Below are 23285 nucleotides of genomic sequence, written 5' to 3'. Positions count from 1 at the left end.
TGTCCGTGCACGTCATCGGGCTGGTACCGTCCCCGCCAACGGGCGCATTTATTCACCTGGTCCGCCAATGGGATTTCATCGCTGAGAGGTTGGAGCATGCCGGACGACGCCGCCGCAGCCCGGTCCGCCGCCGAAGAGCAGTCGGCCTTCTCGCACCCGCCCGTCGAGCCCGACGCGAGCGCCGCGTACGGCGACCACCCCGACCAGGTGATCGACTTCTACGCCCCGCGCACCGAGACCGCTCCCGCCCCTTTGGTGGTCGTCCTGCACGGCGGCGCCTGGCGCTCCCCGTACGACCGCCGTCACATCACCCCGTTCTGCGACTTCCTGGCCCGTCGGGGCTTCGCCGTGGCCAATGTCGAGTACCGCAAGGGCGCGGAGGGCGCGGCGGAGATCGCGGGCCGCTGGCCGGACACCCTCGACGACGTGGCCGCGGCGATGGACGCCCTGCCCGCGCTCGCCAAGCGGAACCTCCCGCAGGCCGACCCCCGCCGTACCGTCGTCACCGGGCACTCCGCCGGTGGTCAGCTCGCGCTGTGGGCCGCCGCCCGCCATGTGCTGCCCGCCGACGCGCGCTGGCGCACCGACGGCCCCGCCCCGCTGCGCGGTGTCGTCGCGCTCGCCCCGATCGCCGACTTCACGGTCGCCGACAAACTGGACGTCTGCGGTGGCGCGGCCCGTCAACTCCTGGGCGGTGACGAGCACTTCGCCGAGAGGCGGCCGTACGCCGATCCCGCGCTGCTGCTGCCCACCGGCATCGCCACCACCCTCGTGCAGGGCCGCACCGACGTGGATGTGCCGCAGCCGGTCGCCGAGGCGTACGCGGACGCGGCGGCGAAGGCGGGCGAGGTGGTCGGGCTGACCTTGCTGGAGGACGTGGGCCACTTCCCGCTGATCGACCCGGCCGCGGACGCGTGCGCGGTGGTGGCGGAGGAGATCGCTCAGCTGGCCTGGTGAGCGCTCGGGACGGCCGTAGTACTTGAGACGGACCCGGAAGGACCCTTCTCGCAGGTGACGACGGCGACATGGGCCTGCGCCTACCGTGCTGTACGTGACCGAGACGACCAGCAAATCCCACAGCCCGGAGTTCCGGGTGGCCCAGGACGCCCTGCGCGGGCTGCGGCAGGACCTCTTCCACGACGCCTTCGCCTACCGGCCGCTGCCCCGGCTGCGCACCGACGGCCCGCTGGTCCGGCTGCTGCCCGCCCGGCTGCGGGAGTACGCGGCCTGGACCCCGCACGCGCTGATCACCGTGGCCGCGCTGTTCGCGGTGATCGCCGCGAACGAGGACAGCGTGAACGCGCCCACGCTGGCCGGTCCGCTCTGCGCGATCCCCGTCCTGCTGGTCATGGTGCGGCCCGTCGGGGCGTTCTGGCTGTCCATGGCCGTCACTCCGGTCGCCGGGGTGCTGGGCGGCAGCTGGGGCGAGTGGCCGTGGATGGCCGGGGCCGTCGTCAGCCATCTGACGGTGCTGCTGGTGGTGGCCATCCGCACCAGGCCGCGCACGGCGCTGTGGATGTGGCTGCTGACGGGTGCGTACGGCCTGGTGGCGGAGGCCGGTTTCGACCGCGGCTACTACTACGGCTCCAACACCGGCCCCATGCTGGTCGTCTCCGCGTTCCTGCTGCTGCTCGTCTCCGTCTGGCACATCCGCCGCGAGGCCAAGCAGGAGGTGACCGCGCAGGCGACGGTGACCGCGCAGGAGCGCTCCAAGCGCACCCTGCTGGAGGAGCGCTCCACGATCGCCCGTGAGCTGCACGACGTGGTCGCCCACCACATGTCGGTCGTCGCCATCCAGGCGGAGGCCGCGCCCTACCGGGTGGAGAACCCGCCTGAGGAACTGGAGCGGGCCTTCGCCACCATCCGGGAGAACGCGGTGGCGGCGCTGACCGAACTGCGCCGGGTCCTGGGCGTCGTACGCGCCGAGGACTACGAGGCCCCGGACGCCCCGCAGCCCACGCTCGCCGATCTGGACAGGCTGCTGGCCAATGTGCGGGACGCCGGTCTCGGCGTCGAGAAGACGGTAACCGGCGCGGTGCGCGAACTGCCGCAGGGCGTCGAGCTGTCGGCGTACCGAATAGTCCAGGAGGCCCTGAGCAACAGCCTGCGGCACGCGCCCGGCGCGGAGGCGAAGGTGGAGATCGGCTATGTGCTCGGCGGTCTCGGCCTGCGGATCGTCAACACCCCGCCGCCCGCGCCCGCGTTGATCAAGCCCTCGCCCGGCGCGGGGCACGGCATCACCGGTATGCGGGAGCGGGTGACCATGCTGAACGGCGAGATGACGGCCGGCCCGACGGACGAAGGCGGTTACGAAGTGGCGGTGTTCCTCCCCGTGCAGCAGCACCTGGGTGACCTCGCGGGGGACGAGGCATGACCATCCGCGTCCTGATCGCCGACGACCAGATGATGGTCCGCGAGGGCTTCTCCGTGCTGCTGAACGCGATGCCGGACATCGAGGTCGTCGGCGAGGCGGTGAACGGCCGTGAGGCGGTGACGAAGGTCCGCGAACTCACCCCCGACGTCGTCCTGATGGACATCCGCATGCCCGAACTGAACGGCATCGAGGCGACCCGGGAGATCGTGGCGGCGGACGGCACCGCACGGGTGCTGGTGCTGACCACCTTCGACCTCGACGAGTACGTCTACCAGGCGCTGCGCGCCGGGGCCTCCGGCTTCCTGCTGAAGGACGCCTCGGCGCGCCAACTGGCGGACGGCGTACGGGTGGTGGCCTCCGGCGAGGCCCTCCTCGCCCCCTCGGTCACCCGCCGCCTGATCACGGAGTTCTCCAAACTGTCCGAGGCCCCAAGGGCGTTCACGGGAGCCCACGCGGCCTACGGCGACCTCACCGAACGCGAGACGGAGGTCCTGGTGCTGATCGCGCAGGGGCTGTCCAACGCGGAGATCGCCGAGCGTCTGGTGGTGGCCGAGTCGACGATCAAGACCCACGTCAGCCGGATCCTGGTGAAGCTGGGCCTCAGGGACCGCACCCAGGCGGCGGTGTTCGCGTACGAGGCGCGGCTGGTGACACCGGGCTGATCAGGCGATCAGGGCCGCGGGGATCATCAGGAGGACGATGAGGAGCAGCAGGCCGCCGAGGCCGCCGAAGAAGATCAGCGGCAGCAGCAGGACCCCCCGGCCGATGAGCCGGCTCCGCTCGGTGCCGGTGAAGGGGTCGCGGGGGTCGTAGACGACCTCGACCTCGTCGCCGCGGTAACCGTTGGGCGTGTACCCGTACTTCTTGCCGTTGAGGTCGGTGAACGCGTACACGTGCATTCCGTCGAAGTAGCCGTCGTACTGCGCCATCACCGTGACCCCGTGTTTGGGCAGCCGCCACGCCGGCCGGCCGAACGGGCTGAGCCGCACTCCCACGTGGACGGACACCGCCGCGGTCAGCCCTCCCATCCACACCATGACGGACAGCTCGGGGTCGCCGGTGTTCGTGAGCAGGACGGTCTCCCCGATGAACACGAGGATGACCACGAGCCAGCCGAGCCGGATGGCCCGCCGCAGCCTGAACTCCCGGTTCTCGTCGTGGAGGGTCCGGACGGTGACCAGGGCGGAGCCGTCGGCGGCGGGCTCGGAGACGCCGGTCAGCGCGGTGGCGACGGCGGCCGTGAAGGCGCGCCCCGCGTCCTCGCTGACGTCCTCGATCCGGTGGACGGCCCACCGGCTGCCGGGCGGGGCCGTCAGCTCGACCTCCACCACTCGTCCGGCGCTGCGGACCTGGGCGACGGCGGCCAGGGGTATGTGGTGCTCCGCGTCCCGGCGGCGCAAAATCAACGCCGCGCCGTCGAACTGGAGTTGGGTGTCCTTGCGGCCCCGCAGGACGGGGACGGACGGTGGCATGATCGACATGGCGTGATCGTAGAGGTTCGGTGAAGATCTGACACCCCTGGTCAGACAGGGGGATGCCGGGCTAGCGTCCGTTCATGGGAGCCTTCGATCCATGGGACCCGGCGTTTCTCGCCGACCCCTACCCCGCCTACGCCGAGCTGCGTGCCAAGGGCCGTGTGCACTATTTCGAGCCGACGAACCAGTGGCTGGTGCCGCACCACGCCGACGTCTCGGCGTTGCTGCGTGACCGCCGTCTCGGGCGGACGTATCAGCACCGGTTCACGCACGAGGAGTTCGGGCGGACGGCCCCTCCCGCGGAGCACGAGCCGTTCCACACCCTGAACGACCACGGAATGCTGGACCTGGAACCGCCGGACCACACCAGGATCCGGCGCCTGGTCTCCAAGGCGTTCACCCCGAGGACGGTCGAGCAGCTCAAGCCGTACGTCGCACGGCTGGCCGGGGAACTGGTGGACCGCTTGGTCGACGCGGGCGGCGGCGACCTGCTCACCGATGTCGCCGAGCCGCTGCCGGTCGCGGTGATCGCCGAGATGCTGGGCATCCCGGAGGCGGACCGGGCACCCTTGCGGCCCTGGTCGGCGGACATCTGCGGGATGTACGAGCTGAATCCGCCCGAGGAGACGGCCCGGAAGGCGGTACGGGCCTCGGTCGAGTTCTCGGAGTACCTGCGGGAGCTGATCGCCGAGCGCCGCAAGGAGCCGGGGGAGGACCTGATCTCCGGCCTCATCGCGGCGCACGACGAGGGCGACCGCCTCACGGAACAGGAGATGATCTCGACGTGCGTGCTCCTGCTGAACGCGGGGCACGAGGCGACGGTGAACTCCACGGTCAACGGCTGGTACGCCCTGTTCCGCAACCCGGACCAGTTGGCGGCCCTGCGCGCGGACCACACCCTGGTCCCGGCCGCGATCGAGGAACTGATGCGCTACGACACCCCGCTCCAGCTCTTCGAGCGCTGGGTCCTGGACGAGATCGAGATCGACGGCACGACGATCCCGCGCGGCGCCGAGATTGCGATGCTCTTCGGCTCGGCGAACCACGACCCCGAGGTGTTCGCGAACCCCGACCGCCTGGACCTCACCCGCCAGGAGAACCCCCACATCTCCTTCAGCGCCGGAATCCACTACTGCATCGGCGCCCCACTGGCCCGCATCGAGTTGGCGGCCTCGATGACGGCGCTGCTGGAACGGGCCCCGGCCCTGAGCCTGGCGGCGGATCCGGACCGCAAGCCGAACTTCGTGATCCGGGGGCTGGAGGGCCTCACCGTCGCGGTCTGAGCCGCCGCACCAGAGCCCACAGCCCGAGGGCGAGGGCGGTGCCCCCCAGCACCGCCAAGGGCAGCTCGGCATACAACACCCGCCAGTCGGGCGCCTGCTCGAACCGCCAGAACCGCCCCCGGACATCGACGGCCCACAGCGCGAGCCCGGCCCCTGCCCCGAGAGCACCGACCAGACAACCCCCAGCGGCCTGCATGCGTTCTCCCATGCCCGGGACGGACGCATGCGGGGCCGCCGGAGGTTCCGAGCCGTCGGCCTTACGTCGTCATGTCCCGGCGCTGCAACCCCGCCAGTCCTCCGGCGACGAGCAGTGCGGCCGACGCCAGCAGGGCCAGCACCGGGCCCCATGCCATCTCCCCGCCCGGCAGCTTCGGGAGGTGGGCGAAGGGGGAGAGGTCCAGGACCGCCTGGGGGGCGTCCAGGGCCGGGCCCACCCAGCCGATCAGGAGGACCGCGGAGGCCACCGCCCATGCCGCCATCGCGGCTCGGGGGAGGACGCCGTACAGGAGGACCGCGATGCCGCCGATCAGCCATACCGCGGGGAGTTGGATCAGGCAGGCGGCAAGGATCTCGGGGATCTGCTTGCCGTAGCCCGCGGCGAAGCCCAGGCCGGCCAGGATCATGATCCAGGTTGAGCCCGCGAAGGCGATCAGGAGGTGGCCGGCGGCCCAGCGCAGGCGGCTCACCGCGTTCGCCAGGAGCGGCTCCGCCCGCATGGAGGTCTCCTCGCCGTGCAGCCGGAGGACCGAGGAGACCACGTACAGGGACGCGATCAGGCCCAGCATGCCGATCATCGAGGCGAGGAACGCGTCCGTCAGGCCGCTCTGGCCGCCCATGCGTTCGAAGATCTCGCGGGCGTTCTCGTTGTCGCCGACCAGGTCCGTCACGCCGTCCGTCAGGCCGCCGTAGACGACCCCGGCGAGGAAGAAGCCGATGCTCCAGCCGAGGACGCCGCCCCGTTGGAGCCGCCAGGCGAGGGCGGTGGTGGTGGCGAGGCGGCCCTCGGCGGGGCCCGGGCGGGACGGGAAGAAGCTCATGCCGACGTCCCGGCGGCCCGCGAGGGCGTAGGCGAGCGCCGCCTGGGCCGCCGTCGCCGCCACGAACAGGAGCAGGACCCACCAGCGTTCGTTCGCGAAGGACCGGACATTCGACAGCCAGCCCAGCGGTGAGGCCCAGGTCAGTGCCGATGAGCCGTCGTCCGATGCCGAGTCGCCCGCCGCGCGCAGGACGAAGGCCGCGCCGAGCAGGCCCGCCGTCAGACCCCGGGCCAGCCGCGCGCTCTCCGTGAACTGCGCGACGATCGCCGCCATCGTCGCGAAGACCATGCCGACCCCGGCGAGGCCGAGACCGAAGGCCAGCGCCCCGGCGGCGCCCTGGCCGAAGAGGCCGACCGTGACCAGGAGCGCGAGCACGGCGTTCGCCACGCCCGCCGCCAGCAGGGACGCCGTCAGGGAGGCGCGGCGGCCCACCATCCCGGACGCCACCAGCTCCTGCCGCCCGCTCTCCTCCTCGTCCCGCGTGTGCCGTACGACGACCAGCAGGCTGACCACGGCCGCGAGGGCGCCCGCGTACACGCCGACCCGCCAGGCCGTCAGCGCGCCGATCGAGTCGTCGAAGACCGGGCCGATCAGGGCGCGGAAGGAGGCGTTGGAGGCCGTGTCCGCCACGAGTTTCGCGCGGTCCGCGTCGGTTGAGTACAGGCCCTCCAGCGTGCCCGGCATCGAGAGGATCATCAGGGTGTTCACCGCCACCCAGACCGGGATCATCAGCCGGTCCCGGCGCAGGGCGAACCGCAACAGCGTTCCGGTGCCCGCCAGTTCGGCGGTGGCCGTGGTCATCGGTCCGCCTCCTGGTAGTGCCGCAGGAACAGCTCCTCCAGCGTGGGCGGAGTGGAGGTCAGCGAGCGGACCCCGGACTCCGCGAACGACTTCAGTACGGCGTCCAGCTTGTCCGTGTCGACCTGGAGCCGGACGCGGCGGCCCTGGATGTCGAGATCGTGCACGCCGGGCAGGTGCGCCAACCCGTTGGGCGGACCCGCGAGTTCGGCCGCGACGCTGGTCCGGGTGAGGTGCCGCAGATCGGCCAGGGACCCGGTCTCGACCGTACGGCCCTGGCGGATGATGCTCACCCGGTCGCAGAGCTGCTCCACCTCGCTGAGGATGTGCGAGGAGAGCAGGATCGTCCGGCCCTGTTCCCGGGCCTCCTCCACACAGCGCTGGAAGACCTCCTCCATCAGCGGGTCCAGGCCCGACGTCGGCTCGTCCAGGATCAGCAGATCCACGTCCGAGGCGAAGGCCGCCACCAGGGCCACCTTCTGCCGGTTGCCCTTGGAGTAGGTGCGGCCCTTCTTGGTCGGGTCCAGCTCGAAGCGCTCGGTCAGCTCGGCCCGCCGCGCCTTGTCCAGTCCGCCGCGCAGTCGGCCGTACAGGTCGATGACCTCGCCGCCGGAGAGGTTGCGCCACAGGGTGACGTCGCCGGGGACGTAGGCGATCCGCCGGTGTGCCTCCACCGCGTCCGCCCAGGGGTCGAGGCCGAGGATCTGCGCGGCGCCGGAGTCGGCGCGCAGCAGGCCCAGCAGGACGCGGATGGTGGTGGACTTCCCGGAGCCGTTCGGGCCGAGGAAACCGTGCACCTCGCCGGTCTCCACCTCCAGGTCGAGGCCGTCGAGCGCGTGCGTGCTCCCGAACCGCTTGTGCAGTCCGGAGACGGTGATTGCCTTCGTCATGGTTCTGAACGTACGCTTCTTTCAGAATTTTGTGAAGTTAAGGAAGCGTGTGAATCGCCGATAGGATGTGCGCATGACGGAAGCAGCGGCCGAGGCGGCGGGGCGGGACGGTCGGGACACCGAGGCCGTGTCGAGGTTCGTCGAGTCCTTCGCGGCGCAGCTCGTCGAGGCCGGGATGCAGCGCATGGCGGCCCGGGTCTTCGCCGCGCTGCTCGCCTCCGACGAAGGCTCGCTGACCTCCGCCGAACTGGGCGAACAGTTGCGGATCAGCCCGGCCGCGGTGTCCGGCGCGGTGCGCTACCTGGCCCAGACCCACATGGTCTCCCGCGAGCGCGAGCCCGGCTCACGGCGCGAGCGCTACCGGGTGCACGGGGACCAGTGGTACGAGGCCCTCACCAACCGCGAGGCCGTCATCAAGCGGTGGGAGGGCGCGCTGCGGGAGGGCGTGGTCAGCCTCGGCGCGGACAGCCCGGCGGGCCGCCGGATGGCCGAGACGCTGGCCTTCTTCGAGTTCATCGAGGGCGAGATCGCGGCGATGATGGAGCGGTGGCGGGTACACCGGGACGAGCGGTTCGGGCCCGAGCCCGGCAAGTAGCTACTTCCCCGGTACGACCAACCCCAGCGCCCCCTCCCACACCGTCCAGGTCCGCCTCCGTACCGGCCCCGCCTCCAGGGCATCTGCGCGGTAGCGGAAGTCCGCCCCCGACACCGTCACCCGGCGGCCCCGCGCCAGCAGGGGTGCCGCCTCCGCGCCTGTCGAGGCCGGGCGGACCTCCACCGACGCCGTACCGGAGCCGTGCGGGGTGACAGAGACGCCCTCCACCGGCTGGTCCAGGTCCACCAGGGTCAGCCCGTCGACCTCGACCCGCAGCCGCGCGAGCCCGGCCCCCGAGGGCGCCGGAGCCGGACGCGCCGGCGCCAGCGTCCGTACCAGGGAGTGGTACGTCCGCCGCCAGGGCCGCCCGTCCACGGCCTCTGCGCTCCCCGGCGCGGGCGGCACCGCAGGGATGCGCAGCGTCCCCAGCACCACCCCGTCACTGTCGTCGACGAGCACGTCCACGCGGCGCTCGACCCCGTCCAGCACGGCGCGCGCCGCCGCCACCGCGCCGGTGGGCACCCCCAGCGCCCCGGCCAGCGATAGCACGGCGCCCACCGGGACCACCGACAGCGCACATCCGGCCAGCTCCCGCTGCCGGTGCAGCAGGGACACCGCGCGCACCAGCGCCCGGTCGTCGCCGACCACCACCGGCCGCCGCGAACCCCTTCGGGCGAGCGCGCGGGCGAATTCCTCGGGCCCCTCCGGCAGGCACACCTTGGTGGCGGCACCCGCGCTGAGCACGTCTTTTGCGATCCGTACGGACTCCCCGTCCAAATGCCGGGCGACCGGGTCGATGACCACCAGCAGCTGTTCGGACGTCGCGGAAGTCGCCACCTCGGCCATGCCTCGCTTCCTCGGGTAGCATCTTTGTGCAAGAGCCCCTTGCGCTATTGCGCCAGGGGCTTCGTCTATTCCGGGGCATCCGGTCCGACGGTTTGCGGCCAACGAAGGTCGCCGGTGTATCACCCGCACACGTGCGGCGTACACCCCTGACCTTGGACATGCCCCGCCCGGAAGGGGTGTACGCGCGTGCCCGCACTTGTGCTGCTCGGTGCTCAGTGGGGTGACGAAGGCAAGGGAAAGGCGACCGACCTGCTCGGTGGCTCGGTCGATTATGTGGTGCGCTACCAGGGCGGCAACAACGCCGGTCACACGGTGGTCGTGGGCGATCAGAAGTACGCCCTGCACCTTCTCCCTTCCGGAATCCTGTCCCCGGGGTGCACCCCGGTCATCGGCAACGGCGTCGTCGTCGACCCGTCGGTCCTGCTCTCCGAGCTGAGCGGGCTCAACGAGCGCGGCGTCGACACGTCCAAGCTCCTCATCAGCGGAAACGCGCACGTCATCACGCCGTACAACGTCACCGTCGACAAGGTGACGGAACGCTTCCTCGGTAAGCGGAAGATCGGCACGACCGGGCGCGGCATCGGGCCGACCTACGCGGACAAGATCAACCGCGTCGGCATCCGGGTGCAGGACCTCTACGACGAGTCGATCCTCCAGCAGAAGGTGGAGGCGGCGCTCGACGTCAAGAACCAGCTGCTGACCAAGCTCTACAACCGGCGCGCGATCGCCGTCGACCAGGTGGTCGAGGAGCTGCTGGGCTACGCCGAGCAGATCAAGCCGTTCGTCGCCGACACGGTGCTGGTCCTGAACCAGGCCCTGGAGGACGACAAGGTCGTGCTCTTCGAGGGCGGCCAGGGCACGCTGCTCGACATCGACCACGGCACGTATCCGTTCGTCACCTCGTCCAACCCGACCGCGGGCGGCGCCTGCACGGGCGCGGGCGTGGGCCCGACGAAGATCAACCGGGTCATCGGCATCCTCAAGGCCTACACGACCCGCGTCGGCTCGGGCCCGTTCCCGACCGAGCTGTTCGACGAGGACGGCGAGGCGCTGCGCCGCATCGGTGGCGAGCGGGGCGTCACCACCGGCCGTGACCGTCGCTGCGGCTGGTTCGACGCGGTCATCGCCCGGTACGCGACCCGCGTCAACGGTCTGACCGACTTCTTCCTGACCAAGCTCGACGTGCTCACCGGCTGGGACCAGATCCCGGTCTGCGTCGCGTACGAGATCGACGGCAAGCGGGTCGAGGAGCTGCCGTACTCGCAGACGGACTTCCACCACGCGAAGCCGGTCTACGAGATGCTGCCGGGCTGGTCCGAGGACATCTCGAAGGCGAAGTCGTTCTCCGACCTGCCGAAGAACGCCCAGGCGTACGTGAAGGCGCTGGAGGAGATGTCCGGCGCCCCGATCTCCGCGATCGGCGTGGGTCCGGGCCGGGACGAGACGATCGAGATCAACTCGTTCATCTGAGCGTCCGCTGCGTGATGAAGAGGGGCGTCCCACCGGGGCGCCCCTCTTCCGTTTCTGCCTTACTCCGTGCGCAGGGCTCGGGCCGTGTCCGTGCGGGCGGCCCAGCCTGCCGGGAGGAGGGCGCCGGCCAGGGCGATCAGCAGGCCGCCCAGGGCGAGCAGGGCCAGGGCGGGCGGGGTGTAGACGCCGATGTGCTCGCCGGGCAGATGCATGCCCACGGCGTCGCCCATGAGCGGGGTGACGTAGTGGTGCAGGGCCACTCCGGCCGGGACGCCGACGGCTCCGGCGAGCAGGCCGATGACGGCGACGGAGGTGAGGACCAGGGTGACGGTCTGCCGGGGAGTCATGCCGAGGGCCTTGAAGATCCCCAGATCGTGGATCCGGTCCCGGGTGTCCAGGACGACGGTGTTCAGCACCCCCAGGCCCGCGACCGCGACCAGCAGCAGGGTGAGCATGGCGATCAGGGCGTCCATGGCGGCGATGACGCTGGAGGAGTTGTCCGTGTTCGTGTGGGCGACGGCGCCGGTGCCGTCGAGGGCCTTGTTCAGTGCCGTGACGTAGGCCGAGGCGGCGGTGCCGGAGTCGGGCTGTACGTGGAAGCTCGCCGGGGCCGTGTCGAGGCCGAGGGCGGTGAGGGTGGCGGTCCGGGTCAGCAGGGTCATGCCGTCGTCCTCGGTGAAGAACGCCTCGCCCACGATGCGTACGGTCGTGCTGCGGCCCTTCTCGGTCAGCGTCACGGTGTCGCCGACCCGGAGCCCGGCGGCGTCGAGGAACCGCTCCGTGACCACGGCCTCGCCGGGTCCGCCGAGCCACTCGCCCGAGACCATCGGCGGGGCGCCCCAGGACGCGTCGCCGTCGTAGGCGGTCACCGCGGTCCGGCCGGTGATCCCGGCCGCGTTCACCTCGGCGTGGGCGGTGCCGTAGTAGCGGCGGGTCGACTCCTCGCCGTCGAGGGCGGCGACCACGTCCGCCGGATCGGCCGGCTGCTGCGGCTCCTGGCCCGGAGCGGGCACGGCCACGGCACCACCCGGCCCTCCTTGCCCCCGGCCGGTCTCCACGACGACCGGCGCGGCGGAGTCCAGCATCCGCTCCGACTGCACGGCGCCGAGGGTCAGGGCCAGCCCCACCGCGAAGGTCACCGTGAGGGTGGCGAGGGCGACGGCGGCGGCGGTCGTCATCGAACGGCCGGGGCGCACGAAGGGGCGGGCGAGGCCCAGGCCGACGGTGCGGGGCAGGCGGGTGGTCAGGCGGTGGGTCAGGCGGTGGGTGAGCCGGCCTCGGCCGGGGTTCGGGGTGCGGCCCGCTGTGATGGCCTCCACGGTGCGCAGGCGGCCTGCGCGCAGGGCCGGGGCCAGAGCCGCGAGGGTGACCAGGGCCAGGGCCGTCGCGGGGGCCGTGACGTCTACCCACCAGGGGACCGCCGCCGGGGCGCCGTTGTAGACGTCCTCGACGCCGCCCAGGACCGGGCCCGCGAACACGTTGCCGAGGGCCACTCCGAGGGCGGCGCCGATGCCGGCGGGGAGCAGGGCCTGGGCGACGTAGGCGCGGACCACCTGGGCCGGGGTGAAGCCGAGGGACTTCAGGACGCCGATGCGGTGGGTCGCGGAGCCGACCGTGCCGCTGACGATGATGCCGATGATCAGCACCGACATGGCGAGGCCCAGCACCCCGAAGGCCGCCACGAACGGCACGAACGCCAGCGCGTTGGCGAGCTGTTCCTGCCGGACGGCCAGGTGGGAGCGGGCTCCGGTGAGCGCGCCCCGCGGCGCGGCGGCCTCGATCGCCGCCTGGCCCGCCGCCACCTGCGCCTTCGTACCGGACTCACGCAGGCGGTAGAGCATCTCGTACCCGGCGCTGTTGTCCTTCGTGGCGAGCGCCGACGCCTGGGCCGGGGTCACCCACGCGTCCGCGGTGCCGGTGACCGAGCGGGCCAGGCCGACGACGGTCAGCGTCGGGGAGCCCGGCAGATCGGGGAGGTCGAGACGGGTGCCCGGCTGGAGCGCGTCCTCGCCGTCGGCCAGCACGATCTCGCCGGGCCGGGTCGCCCACCTGCCGGAGACCACGTCCAGCCGGTCGACGGACCCGCCCGGCTTCGCCCGCCCGACGACGGTCCGTTCGGGCAGGGACACCCCGGACGGCAGCCCTTCGGACGCGGACGCGGTACGCGGTGCCAGCGACAGGGTCCGGAACGGCCCGGCCGCCTCCGTCACCCCGGACGCCCGCGCGGTGGCCGCCAGTTGCTCGGACGTGGCCTTGCTTCCGTCGAACCACGCGGTCAGATGGGCCCCGGCCCGCTCCGCCATGGCGTGGTCGAAGGGCGCCCGGGACGCGACGAGCACCCCGGCGGCGACCACGGACGCGGTCACCGCGATCAGCGTGGTCAGGATCATCACCGTGGTCTGGAGCCGGCGCTGCCCGAGCCCGGCCCGCACCACTCTGCCCAGCGCGCTCACCGCAGCACCGCCGCCGAGCCCCGCGCGGTGTCCCGCACGATCCGGCCGTCGACCAGCTCGACCGTGCGGTGCGTACAGGACGAGGCGAGCACCGGATCATGGGTGACCAGCACGATCGTCTGCCCGTCCGCGTTGAGCGCGGTCAGCAGCTCCCGTACGTCCGCACCGGCGGCGGAGTCCAGTGCGCCGGTCGGCTCGTCGGCCAGCAGCAAGGCCGGACGGTTCATCAGGGCGCGGGCGACGGCGACCCGCTGGCGTTCTCCGCCGGACAGCCGGCCGGGGTGGGCGGCGGCGTGCCGTTCGATGCCGAGGTGGGCCAGCAGCTCCGCGGCGCGCCGGTGGGCCTCGGCGCGGGGGACCCCGGCCAGCTGGGCGGGGAGCAGCACGTTGTCGGTGACGGTGAGGTCGTCGAGGAGGTTGAAGAACTGGAAGACCATCCCGATCCGCGCCCGCCGGTACTTCGCGGACGCCGCCTCGCCCAGCTCGTCCACCCGCAGCCCGTCCACGGTGACGGTGCCGGTGTCCGGCCGGTCCAGCCCCGCGATCAGGTTGAGCAACGTCGACTTGCCGCTGCCCGACGGCCCGAGGACGGCCACCGCCTCCCCGGGCCGCACGCTCAGCCCGACCCCGTCGAGCGCGGGCGGTCCTTCGCCGTACGTCCGGCTCACGTCGCGGATGTCGATGAGGGGTGGTGCGGTGGCGGTCGTGGTCATGGGGTCTCCCAGCCGAGGTCGGACGGTCGGACGGTTCGGCTGGACGCTAGGGGCGCGCCCGGGTCCGGGTCGTCGCCCGCGACGGCGAGCGCGGCTGCCGTGCCGGGCGGACACCGCGGGCACGTCATCCCCTGGATGTACGCGGGGGATGTACGGCGGCTCGGCGGTGCGGGGGATGTGAGGGGCGCCGGGCGCTTGCCAGACTGGGCCCATGAACGGGGCGGGGACACAGCGATGGCGGGCGCGGCTCGCGGCACTGCGGCGTCCGGGACCACCGCCCCGGCCGTCCCGGTGGATGTGGACGGCCGACGCGGTGCTCGCCCTGGTGCTGGCCGTGTGCACGGCGGGCGGCGTCCGCGGCCCGGACAAGGCGGTGGTCGTACCGCCGTTCAGCATCGTGGAGCCACCGCCGGTCGGCCCGCCCCCGCCGGACGACATGGCGCCCGCCACCGGGGTCCTCTTCCTGGCCGTGCTGACCGCCGCTCCCCTGATCGCGCGGCGCCGGTTTCCGCTCGCCGCGTTCTGGGCGGTGCTGGTGCTGGGCCTGCTGTTCCATGCGCGCTCCGGGATGCACGACCCGGTGGTGTACCCGTTCCTGTCCTGTGCGGTCGCCGCGTACAGCGCCGCCGTGCACAGTCCGCACCGGCTGCCCACGCTGGCGTCGCTGCTCTTCGGCGCGGTGCTGCTGGCGGTGTTCCACGAGGACTATCTGCCGATCACCCCCGGTTTCGTGCCGTTCCTGGTACTGCTCGGGGTGGGGCTCGCGGCGAACGCCATCCACACCTGGCAGCAGCGCGTCCATGACCTCCAGGACCAGCAGGCGGCGGCGACCCGGCTCGCGGTGGAGCTCGAACGGGCCCGGATCGCACGGGAGTTGCACGACGTCGTCACCCACAATGTGAGCGTGATGGTGATCCAGGCGGGCGCGGCCCGTAAAGTCATGGAAGCCGCCCCCGACCGGGCCCGCGAGGCGCTGTTGGCCGTGGAGGCGGGCGGGCGTACGGCGATGGCCGAACTCCGCCATGTGATGGGTCTGTTGACCATGGACGACGGCAACGGCACGGACCCGGACCTCGCACCCCAGCCGGGGCTGGCCCAGCTCACCGCCCTCACCGACCGGGTCCGCGCGACCGGCGTCCCCGTCGAGCTGACCGTCACCGGCGCTCCGGCGGCCCTCGCCCCGGGCGCCGACCTGGCCGCGTACCGGGTGGTGCAGGAGGCCCTGACCAACGTCGTCCGGCACGCGGGCGGCGCCCGGGTCCGCATCGTCGTCGAGCACGCAGGGGACGCGGTGCGCGTGGAGGTGACCGACACCGGCGGAACGGCATCGGCCCCGGCCGGACCCGGGGGCGGTCGGGGTCTGACGGGCCTGCGGGAACGACTCGCGGTGTACGGCGGCACGTTGGAGACGGGGACCAGGCCTACGGGCGGGTTCCGGGTCCGCGCGACGATTCCGGCGGAGGCGTCGTGACCGGCCCCACCCCCAGAGTCGTGATCGCCGACGATCAGGCGTTGGTCCGTACCGGGTTCTCCCTGATCCTGTCCGCCGACGGCATCGACGTCGTGGCGGAGGCGGCCGACGGTGAGCAGGCGCTGGAGGCGGTCCGGCGCACCCGCCCCGACCTGGTGCTGATGGACGTACGGATGCCGGGCCTGGACGGCCTGGAGGCCACCCGCCGCATCCTCTCCGGCGGGGTCGTCCCCGATCCGCCCCCGCGGGTCCTGATCCTGACCACCTACGACCTGGACCGTTACGTCTACGCGGCCCTCACCGCCGGCGCCAGCGGCTTCCTGCTCAAGGACGTCACGCCCGAGCACCTGGTCGCCGCCGTCCGCCTGGCCCGCTCCGGCGACGCGCTGCTCGCCCCGGCCATCACCCGGCGCCTGGTCGAGCGGTTCGTCTCCCAGGACACCCGCACCGCCGCCCTCCACCGAGACCTGTCCGTGCTCACCCCGCGTGAGGTGGAGGTTCTCCAGGCCGTCGGCACGGGCCTGAGCAACGCCGAACTCGCCGAGCGCTTCACCCTGAGCGAGGCCACCGTGAAGACCCACGTGGCCCGGATCCTGTCCAAACTCCGCCTCCGCGACCGCGCCCAGGCCGTGGTCGTGGCGTACGAGACGGGTCTGATCACGCCGGGGGCGGGCGACCGGTGAGGCTCCCCGCCTATGCGGCGGCCTTCGCCCGCTCGGCCAGGAACTCCTCCCACGTCCGCGTGCCCTTGTCGGCTCCCGCCAGGGTCAGGTTGGCGCCCGCCCGGTAGGCGCGGCCCGCCTTGCCGGGGATGCGGACGGGGAGGGTGGGGCGGCGCCTGCCCTGCGCGGCGAGATGGCCGCGGAGCAGGTCGCCGATGCCGTAGACCTTCGGGCCCGCGAGGTCGGGGACGCGGCCCGCGGGCGCGCCGAGGGCCAGTGCGACCAGGCGGTCCGCGACCTCGCCCGCGTCGACGGGCTGCATGCGCAGACCTCCGGGGACGGGCACGACGGGCAGCCTGGTCATCTTCTCGACCATCGTCAGCACCAGGTCGTTGAACTGCGCCGCCCGCAGGGTGGTCCAGCCGATGCCCGACCCGGCGATGATCCGCTCCGACTCCAGCTTGGTCCGCAGCCAGGCCAGCGGCACGGTGTCGGCGCCGATCACCGAGATGTACACCAGGTGCCGGACGCCCGCCGCCTGTGCCGCCCGCACCAGGTTGCCGGTGCCGATGTCGTCGCCCTTCTGCCCGCCCGCCAGGTGCAGCACGGTACGGACTCCGGTCATGGCCGCGTCGGGAGTCTCCTTCAGCAGGTCGCAGGCCACGTACTCGACGCCGTCCGCGCGCTCGTGCGGGTGCCGGCTCAGGACCCGCACCTCGTGGCCCGCGGCGCGCAGCAGCGGGACGACGAGCCTGCCGAGCGTTCCGGTGCCGCCGGTGACGAGGACGGGGGTGTGCTGCGTGGTCATGGTGTGCTCCGTCGGTGTCGTATCGGGTGGTCTACTGAGCTGACCCGCCGACCGGAAGGAACGTGACACGGTGCCCGAACCCGATCCCATGACCCGGCAGTTCGAGGAGCACCGGGCCCGGCTGCGGGCGGTGGCGTACCGGATGCTCGGCTCGGTCAGCGAGGCCGACGACGCGGTGCAGGACGCCTGGCTGCGGGTGGACCGCGCGGACACCTCCGAGGTGCACAACCCCGGCGGCTGGCTCACCACGGTCGTGGCCCGCGTCTGCCTGAACCAGCTCCGGGCCCGCGAGACCCGCCGCGAGGAGGCGCTGGACGCGGTGGAGCGGACGCCCGTCGCCGACGTCGACCCGGAGGAGGAGGCGCTGCTCGCCGACTCGGTCGGCGTCGCCCTGCTGATCGTCCTCGACACCCTCGCGCCCGCCGAGCGGCTGACGTTCGTGCTGCACGACATGTTCCAGGTGCCGTTCGACGAGATCGGGCTGCTGCTGGAGAAGTCCCCGGTCGCCGCCCGCCAGCTCGCCAGCCGGGCCCGCCGCCGGATCAAGGGCGCCCCGGCCGCCCCCGACGCCGACCTCCAGCGCCGCCGGGAGGCGGTCGGCGCCTATCTGGCCGCCACCCGTGCCGGTGACTTCGACGCCCTGCTGGCCCTGCTCCACCCCGACGTCGTCCTGCACGCCGACCCGGCGGTCGTGCCGACTCCGGAACCGGTCTTCCTCGGCGGCGCCCGTACGGTCGCCCAGGCCGCGCTGGCCTCCGCGACCCGCGCCGCGCACTCGGCGCTCGTCCTGGTCGACGGCCGGGTCGGCATCGCGTTCGGCGAGGCGGGACGGCTGCGCGCGGTGCTCCGGTTCAGCTTCGACGCGGACCTGATCACCGCCGTCGACATCATCGGGGAGCGTGCGCGGCTGGCGGAACTGGAGTTGGCTGTTCCGTAGCGGTTGAAGTCTGCCCGAAACGGGCCTTGTTGCCCTACTCTCGACGCACGGCCTCGGGGGAGGGGTTATTCGTGGAGATCGCACCCGAACTGTTGATGGCGCTGGCGGCGGGCACCGCCGGGGCCGCGGGGCAGCAGATCTGGGAGTCGCTCAGAGGACTGCTCAGACGGCGCGCGCCCGGTGAAGCGCCCACTGGTGAAGTATCCAGCGGCGAAGCGGAGTTGGTAGCGCTCGGCCGGAGCGCGGACGACGCCGACCGGGCCCGGGAGCTGGCGAACGTACTCGCGCTGCGAGCGGCGCAGGACCCCGCGTTCGCCCAGGCGCTGGAGAGCTGGCGGCAGGAGGCCGAGGCGTGGGACGGCGCCCGCCCCGCCCGCCCGACCGGCTCCGGGGACGTCCACAACGAGATCAGCGGGGGCGACTTCAAGGGACCGGTCATCCAGGCACGGGACATCAACGGTCCCCTGAACTTCGGCCGTTAGGACCCGGGCGGCGACGATGCCGGAGCAGCGCGACGACGGCTTCGGAACGAAGCACGAGATCACGGGGGGCGGCTTCAAGGGGCCGGTCATCCAGGCACGGGACATCACCGGTCCCGTCCACTTCGACAGTCCCCGGCCCGAGGAGCAGCCCGCCGGTGCCCGGTCGGCGCCGCAGCGCACCGCCGGGACCATCGTGCTGCTGGGCGTGCTCATCTTCGCCATGACCTCGCTCCGGGCGGGCGAGGAGATGCTGTCCCCGGGCTCCCGGCGCGTCCTCGCCCTGGCGGGCGCGGCACTGGTGGTGACGGGCTCGCTGTGGTGGGCGACCGTCCTGGTGGGCCTCCCCGCCTGGTTACGGGAGCGGCGCGCCCCGCGCCGGAAACTGACGCCCGCGCAACTCGACGCGGCGGCGGCCTCGTTGGCGTCCGTGCTCACCGACGAATACGCCGGCGACGAGAAGCAGCTCCATGTGAACGACCCGGCGCCCATCCCGGTCCGGTGGGCGGCGGCGGGTGCGCAGCTCAGCGACCATCAGGCGAACATCCGGCGCAGCCCGATCGCGGCCACCGACGCGTCCGAAGCGAGCGATCAACCGCTCGACCTTGAGGGCGACTTCGACGGCATCGGCCCCTTCTTCGGCCGGGTCCCCAGCCAGCGTCTGGTGGTCCTCGGCGCCCCCGGCGCGGGCAAGTCGGCGCTGGTGCTGCGGCTGGCCCGGCGCCTGCTGGACACCCGCACCTTCGGCGCCCCGGTGCCGGTCCTGCTGCCCATCGCCTCCTGGAACTCCGCCGAGGAGGACCCCTGGCACTGGGCGGCCCGTCGCCTGGCAGCCCTGCACCCCGCGGTCCTGCGCACTCCCCAACTCGCCCACGACCTGATCACCACCGGCCGCATCCTGCCGATCCTGGACGGCTTCGACGAACTCCCCGAGGCGTCCCGCCCCAAGGCCCTGGTCCGACTGCGCCGCAGCCTCAACGAGCCCGCGCGCCTGGTGCTGACCTGCCGCATCGAGGAGTACGAGGCGGCCGTGGAGGACGCCGACACCGTGCTGCCCGCCGCCGCGGTCGTCCAGCTCCAACCCCTCTCCGTGGCCGACCTGGAGCGCTACCTCCCGCGCACCGCCCGCCCCACCGCACAGACGCCGACCGCCACCAAGTGGACCCCGGTGCTGACCAGACTGGCCGACGCCGAGGACCGGACCCCCGAGGTAGAGACCCTGCGCTCGGTCCTGAGCACCCCGCTCATGGTCAGCCTCGCCCGCATCGTCTACACCGGCACCCGCGCCGACCCCATCGAGCTGATCGAGGACCGGCGATTCCGCGAACAGACCAACCTCGAACGGCACTTGTACGACGCCTTCCTCTCCGCCGCCTACGAGGACACCGGCCGGGCCGGCTGGACGGGCGAGCAGGCCCGCGACTGGGCCGGCTATCTCGCCGCCCATCTGCGCCGCACCGGGGAGCAGGACATCGCGTGGTGGCGGCTCGGCGAGGTGGTGCCGCGGTCGGTGCGCTGGGTGGGCACCGGTCTGTCGATGGCGGTCGCCGCCCTCGCCGTGGGGGTGACGGACTACGACCATCCGTGGTGGCGCGAGTGGTTCCCGGTGCCGCCGTGGGCGGCTGTACTGATCCTCGGCGGGCTGGCCGCGGTGCTGGACTGGGCGTTCGACGCGCCCGTGGACGCGCCGCAGCGCCTGAGCTGGCCCGGCCTCGCGGATCTGCGGGGCCTGCGCACGGAGGCCCGGCCGCTGCTGGGGGGCATGCTGTTCGCGACCCTCGGGATCGCGGTTGTGGCGGTGCTGGGGCGGTCCGACTGGGCGATCATCACGTCGATTTTCGGCGGCATCCTGTCGACGCTGGTCGTCCTCAACTGGCTGATCGGCCTGTTCAACCGGCTCGCCGACCCCGCCGACGCGCCCGAACCCGCGGAGCTGCTGCGCGCGGACCGCCGTACCCAACTCGTGCTCGGCGTCTTGGCGCCCATTCGGCTGCCCCCGCGCCGCTGGTTCACCGAGGGCATGCTGATCCTGCTCTCGATCATGATGGTCGTCTGGCTGCGTATCGCCGACAGGGGCACGGTGACCGGCGTCGACTGGGTGCTCACCCTGGGCCTGTTCTTCCTGGCCTGGACCGTGTGCCGCTGGTCGGTGTCCGCGTCGGCGCGGCTCTGGGTCGCCCGGCTGTATCTCGCCTGCACGGGCGCATTGCCGTGGCGCGTGATGACCTTTCTGCGCGACGCGCACCGCAGGGGGGTACTGCGGCAGTCGGGGGGCCTGTATCGCTTCCGCCACATCGAACTGCGCAACCGGCTCGCCGAGGCGGTCGGGGTCACCGAGGACGGCAACAACCTCGACCGGGCCCGTCGGGAGAACGTACGACCGTCGCTGGCCGCCCTGACAAGCGCCGGGCCGCTGATCGGCATCACCTTCTGGCTCTCGGCGATCGTGATCGTCCCCGATTTCGAGTACCCCTACCGGGATCTCTCCGAGCCTTGCACGCTGGTCAGGTCGGCCCACGTCAAGGAGCTGATCGTCGACCCGGTCGTGAGGAGCGAGCCAGCATACGGATATTGCCACTACGACGAGCGCTCGCCCTTCCTGCCTGACCGCAGCCTCCAGATCACCGCGTTTGTCTGGCGGTCCTACTGGAGCGACGGCAGCGGCGTCGACGTGGCCCGCGATGTGCTTCGCGAAAACACGGAGGACGGCGACAAGCCGCTGCCCGGGCTCGGTGACGAGGCCACGGTGCTGGTCCGGCGCGACGGCCCGCGCGACGACGCGAGTGCGATCGTCAGCGTGCGCGCCGGGAACCTGACCGTGTGGGTGAACTACAGCGAGGAGTACGCCGACCCCCAGCGGGTGTCCGAGGTGGCCATAGTCCTTGCCCGGGACACGCTGCGCCGGGCCGGGGTTCCGGACGATGTGGCCGGAACAGACGCCCGCGCTCTCCCCGACGTACCGCCCGCGAAGCTTCCCGACCGGCTGCGCACCGCCGAGTACCGGAGGGTGCCGGAGCGGTCGCTGCTCGGCCCTGTCTGGGAGCGCGACGAGTACTCGGACATCCAGACGCTGGAGCGGCTGAAGGTGCCTGTCAGGGTGCCCCCCGGCTCCACCTGTAGCGAGGCGAAGAAGCCGCTGGACAACGGCGAGTGGACCGCGCGGTGCAGCAATGATGGCGGTGACCCTCCGCTGCTGGACATGGCGGACCTGCCGTGCGGAAAGCACGCGTGCGGCGCGCCGGTGATCGACGCCTTCCGCATGCGGTGGGCGGGCGACGACGCGCGGGGATGGAAGAAGACGGCGACCGGGCACGGGCGGTACCTGGAGCGGAACACGAAGACGGGGGGCTACGAACTGATCCTCTTCCTGCCCGACCAGCGCGCCGACGGCGAGCACCAGCTCTGGTTCCGTGCCCTGGTCGACAAGGACGACGCCGAGCTGGCCCAGAAGATGGTCAACGCGGCGTATACGCAGGTGACGGCGCGGTAGCTGACGTATCCCCTGTCCTGCGGAGTGCGACAAATGGTGCATATCCTGATGCAGGGAGAAGGGCGGGGGAAGGCCGGGGAGAAGGCGAAAGGTGAGCGCGATGCGCATGATGCTGAAGGCGACGCTGGACACCGAAAAGGGCAACGAGGCCATCCGCAGCGGCCGGATGACCGAGATCATGAAGGGCGCGCTGGAGAGGCTCAAGCCGGAGGCCGCATACTTCGGGCCCGAGGGCGGATGCCGTACCTGCTGGCTGATCCTCGACCTCCAGGACAGCTCCCAACTACCCCCGACGGCAGAGCCGTTCTTCACCGAACTGAACGCGAAGATCGAGTTCACACCCGTGATGAACGCCGAGGACCTCCAGAAGGGGATCTCCCAACTGAGCAGCGGCTGACGGCGATTGAGGCACAGCCCGCGTCTACGGCTCCGTAGCAGCCTCGGCCGTCTCCTCCAGGACCTTCGACAACCGTTCCAACAGCCGTACTGCCTCCGTCAGTTCGGCCTCGCCGAAGGCTTCCGCCAGGCGGTCGGCGTAGGACGCGTGGCCGGGGTTGATGCGGTGGGCGGCGGCCAGGCCCGCCTCCGTCGGGGCGAGGAGCTTGGCTCGGCGGTGGGCCGGGTTGGGGCGGTATTCCGCGAGGCCCCGGTCCACCAGGAGGTCGGCGATGCGCTGCACGCTCTGCCGGGTGATGCCCATCGCGCGGGCGATCCCGGCGACCGGCAGCGGCTCGTGCAACACCGCGCCCAGTACCTGCCACCAGGCCGCCGTGAGCCCGGCGGGCTTCGCCAACTCCTCGGCCAGGGACAGGAATTGGCCGTTCAGGCGGAACACCCCCAGCGCGCTGCGGCTCAACAGATCCTGCCGTTCACGGCTCACTGGGCGGCCTCCAGTACGGCGTAGGCCTCGGCGTCGGAGTCGTGGAACAGGCGGTACCAGGCGTCCAGGACCTCGCCCTGGTAGACGCCGAGGAGCCCGAGGATCTCTCGGGCGAAGGCGACCGGGTCGGTGGGGCCCGCGGTGATCAGGCCCTGGTCCGTGACCGCGTCGGTGTCGACGTAGTGCTTGCCACCCGCGTACCCCGTCGCCGCCAGGTAGAAGGAGACCGCGCTGGTGTGGGTCCGGTCGTCCAGGAGGCCCTCCCTCGCCAGTCCCGCCGTGGCTCCGCAGATCGCGGCCACCGGGACACCGGCCGCCAGGAACTCGCGCGCCTTGCGGGCGAAGGGGGACAGGTCGTCCGTCGTGTCCCAGAGGTCCGCGCCCGGAAGGATCAGCAGCGCGCTGTCCTCGGGGTGCACGGCGTCCAGGGCCAGGTCGGGCTGGACGGTCAGGCCGCCGATGGAGCGGACGGGGGCGGTCGTGGGGCCGAGCGTGCGGATGTCGTAACCGGCTCGGGCCAGGTATGCCGTGGCGTATCCCGTCTCCCAGTCGGCCCAGGTGTCGTAGACGGCGAGGTGTACGGGCTTGCGGGTCGTGGCGGTCATGACTGCCTCCTCGGTCCGG

22 protein-coding genes are annotated in these 23285 nt (G+C 72.3%); 12 read left to right on the top strand and 10 right to left on the bottom strand.

All coding sequences use genetic code 11. The features are described 5' to 3' along the window. Positions 1–96 precede the first annotated feature (96 nt). From BN159_RS20670 to BN159_RS20660, 3 genes are all read left to right on the top strand, one after another. Positions 97–957: an alpha/beta hydrolase gene (locus BN159_RS20670; protein WP_015658938.1), complete on the top strand. Its 861-nt coding sequence runs from the start codon at positions 97–99 to the stop codon at positions 955–957. 85 nt (positions 958–1042) lie between these two features. After that, complete coding sequence (locus BN159_RS20665; RefSeq protein ID WP_015658937.1) at positions 1043–2374, top strand: sensor histidine kinase; 1332 nt, start codon at positions 1043–1045, stop codon at positions 2372–2374. Continuing rightward, positions 2371–3036, top strand: coding sequence for a response regulator (locus BN159_RS20660; protein WP_015658936.1), 666 nt, complete (start codon positions 2371–2373; stop codon positions 3034–3036). Before BN159_RS20665 ends, BN159_RS20660 begins: the two co-directional genes overlap by 4 nt. On the opposite strand, the gene BN159_RS20655 is transcribed toward BN159_RS20660, so the two are convergent. Further along, positions 3037–3855 (bottom strand): hypothetical protein, encoded by an 819-nt coding sequence (locus BN159_RS20655; protein ID WP_015658935.1) that lies wholly within the window; start codon positions 3853–3855, stop codon positions 3037–3039. 74 nt (positions 3856–3929) lie between these two features. On the opposite strand from BN159_RS20655, the gene BN159_RS20650 reads away from it, so the two are divergent. Then, a complete protein-coding gene (locus BN159_RS20650) occupies positions 3930–5132 on the top strand; it encodes a cytochrome P450 (RefSeq protein WP_015658934.1) in 1203 nt (400 codons plus the stop codon). On the opposite strand, the gene BN159_RS20645 is transcribed toward BN159_RS20650, so the two are convergent. The 3 genes from BN159_RS20645 to BN159_RS20635 form a co-directional block, all read right to left on the bottom strand. Next, positions 5116–5328, bottom strand: a complete 213-nt coding sequence (locus tag BN159_RS20645; RefSeq protein ID WP_015658933.1) for a hypothetical protein — start codon at positions 5326–5328, stop codon at positions 5116–5118. The two genes, BN159_RS20650 and BN159_RS20645, sit on opposite strands and share 17 nt — an antisense overlap. Positions 5329–5389: 61 nt before the next feature. Beyond that, entirely contained in the window at positions 5390–6970 is a 1581-nt protein-coding gene (locus BN159_RS20640; protein WP_015658932.1) for an ABC transporter permease, read from the bottom strand. Further along, a complete protein-coding gene (locus tag BN159_RS20635; RefSeq protein WP_015658931.1) occupies positions 6967–7857 on the bottom strand; it encodes an ABC transporter ATP-binding protein in 891 nt (296 codons plus the stop codon). The genes BN159_RS20640 and BN159_RS20635 overlap by 4 nt, the downstream gene beginning before the upstream one ends. A gap of 73 nt (positions 7858–7930) precedes the next feature. Between BN159_RS20635 and BN159_RS20630 the strand changes: the two genes are divergently transcribed. Next, a complete protein-coding gene (locus tag BN159_RS20630; protein WP_015658930.1) occupies positions 7931–8452 on the top strand; it encodes a GbsR/MarR family transcriptional regulator in 522 nt (173 codons plus the stop codon). Here BN159_RS20630 and BN159_RS20625 read toward each other — a convergent pair whose 3' ends face one another. Next, complete coding sequence (locus BN159_RS20625; RefSeq protein ID WP_015658929.1) at positions 8453–9298, bottom strand: diacylglycerol kinase family protein; 846 nt, start codon at positions 9296–9298, stop codon at positions 8453–8455. It abuts the gene before it with no gap. 186 nt (positions 9299–9484) lie between these two features. Here BN159_RS20625 and BN159_RS20620 point away from each other — a divergent pair, with 186 nt between their 5' ends. Next, positions 9485–10768: an adenylosuccinate synthase gene (locus BN159_RS20620; protein WP_015658928.1), complete on the top strand. Its 1284-nt coding sequence runs from the start codon at positions 9485–9487 to the stop codon at positions 10766–10768. Positions 10769–10827: 59 nt separating this feature from the next. Here BN159_RS20620 and BN159_RS20615 read toward each other — a convergent pair whose 3' ends face one another. Together BN159_RS20615 and BN159_RS20610 are read right to left on the bottom strand one after the other, a co-directional pair. Further along, a complete protein-coding gene (locus BN159_RS20615; RefSeq protein WP_015658927.1) occupies positions 10828–13221 on the bottom strand; it encodes an ABC transporter permease in 2394 nt (797 codons plus the stop codon). Further along, a complete protein-coding gene (locus BN159_RS20610; RefSeq protein WP_015658926.1) occupies positions 13218–13934 on the bottom strand; it encodes an ABC transporter ATP-binding protein in 717 nt (238 codons plus the stop codon). The genes BN159_RS20615 and BN159_RS20610 overlap by 4 nt, the downstream gene beginning before the upstream one ends. 211 nt (positions 13935–14145) lie before the next feature. Between BN159_RS20610 and BN159_RS20605 the strand changes: the two genes are divergently transcribed. Beyond that, on the top strand, positions 14146–15405 hold the full coding sequence (locus BN159_RS20605) for a sensor histidine kinase (RefSeq protein WP_041819592.1): 1260 nt from the start codon (positions 14146–14148) through the stop codon (positions 15403–15405). Next, positions 15402–16088 (top strand): response regulator, encoded by a 687-nt coding sequence (locus BN159_RS20600; RefSeq protein WP_015658924.1) that lies wholly within the window; start codon positions 15402–15404, stop codon positions 16086–16088. The genes BN159_RS20605 and BN159_RS20600 overlap by 4 nt, the downstream gene beginning before the upstream one ends. Positions 16089–16098: 10 nt before the next feature. Here BN159_RS20600 and BN159_RS20595 read toward each other — a convergent pair whose 3' ends face one another. Further along, the gene (locus tag BN159_RS20595; RefSeq protein WP_015658923.1) at positions 16099–16875 is read right to left on the bottom strand and encodes an SDR family oxidoreductase; all 777 of its coding nucleotides are present in this window, start codon (positions 16873–16875) and stop codon (positions 16099–16101) included. 88 nt (positions 16876–16963) lie between these two features. On the opposite strand from BN159_RS20595, the gene BN159_RS20590 reads away from it, so the two are divergent. The 4 genes from BN159_RS20590 (at position 16964) to BN159_RS20575 (ending at position 22178) form a co-directional block, all read left to right on the top strand. Next, positions 16964–17812, top strand: a complete 849-nt coding sequence (locus BN159_RS20590) for a sigma-70 family RNA polymerase sigma factor (RefSeq protein WP_086016445.1) — start codon at positions 16964–16966, stop codon at positions 17810–17812. Between the two features lie 71 nt (positions 17813–17883). Further along, the gene (locus BN159_RS20585; protein WP_015658921.1) at positions 17884–18294 is read left to right on the top strand and encodes a hypothetical protein; all 411 of its coding nucleotides are present in this window, start codon (positions 17884–17886) and stop codon (positions 18292–18294) included. A 16-nt stretch (positions 18295–18310) separates the two neighbouring features. After that, positions 18311–21781: an NACHT domain-containing protein gene (locus tag BN159_RS20580; RefSeq protein ID WP_015658920.1), complete on the top strand. Its 3471-nt coding sequence runs from the start codon at positions 18311–18313 to the stop codon at positions 21779–21781. Between the two features lie 100 nt (positions 21782–21881). Continuing rightward, complete coding sequence (locus tag BN159_RS20575; protein WP_015658919.1) at positions 21882–22178, top strand: DUF3303 family protein; 297 nt, start codon at positions 21882–21884, stop codon at positions 22176–22178. Between the two features lie 24 nt (positions 22179–22202). On the opposite strand, the gene BN159_RS20570 is transcribed toward BN159_RS20575, so the two are convergent. Together BN159_RS20570 and BN159_RS20565 are read right to left on the bottom strand one after the other, a co-directional pair. After that, positions 22203–22661, bottom strand: coding sequence for a MarR family winged helix-turn-helix transcriptional regulator (locus BN159_RS20570; RefSeq protein ID WP_015658918.1), 459 nt, complete (start codon positions 22659–22661; stop codon positions 22203–22205). Further along, positions 22658–23266 (bottom strand): DJ-1/PfpI family protein, encoded by a 609-nt coding sequence (locus tag BN159_RS20565; RefSeq protein WP_015658917.1) that lies wholly within the window; start codon positions 23264–23266, stop codon positions 22658–22660. The genes BN159_RS20570 and BN159_RS20565 overlap by 4 nt, the downstream gene beginning before the upstream one ends. Positions 23267–23285 lie beyond the last annotated feature (19 nt).

Source organism: Streptomyces davaonensis JCM 4913 (genome assembly GCF_000349325.1).
GTDB classification, from domain to species: Bacteria; Actinomycetota; Actinomycetes; order Streptomycetales; family Streptomycetaceae; genus Streptomyces; species Streptomyces davaonensis.
Note: the sequence above shows the minus strand (reverse complement) of the source record. Positions and strands in the feature narration are given on the sequence as shown.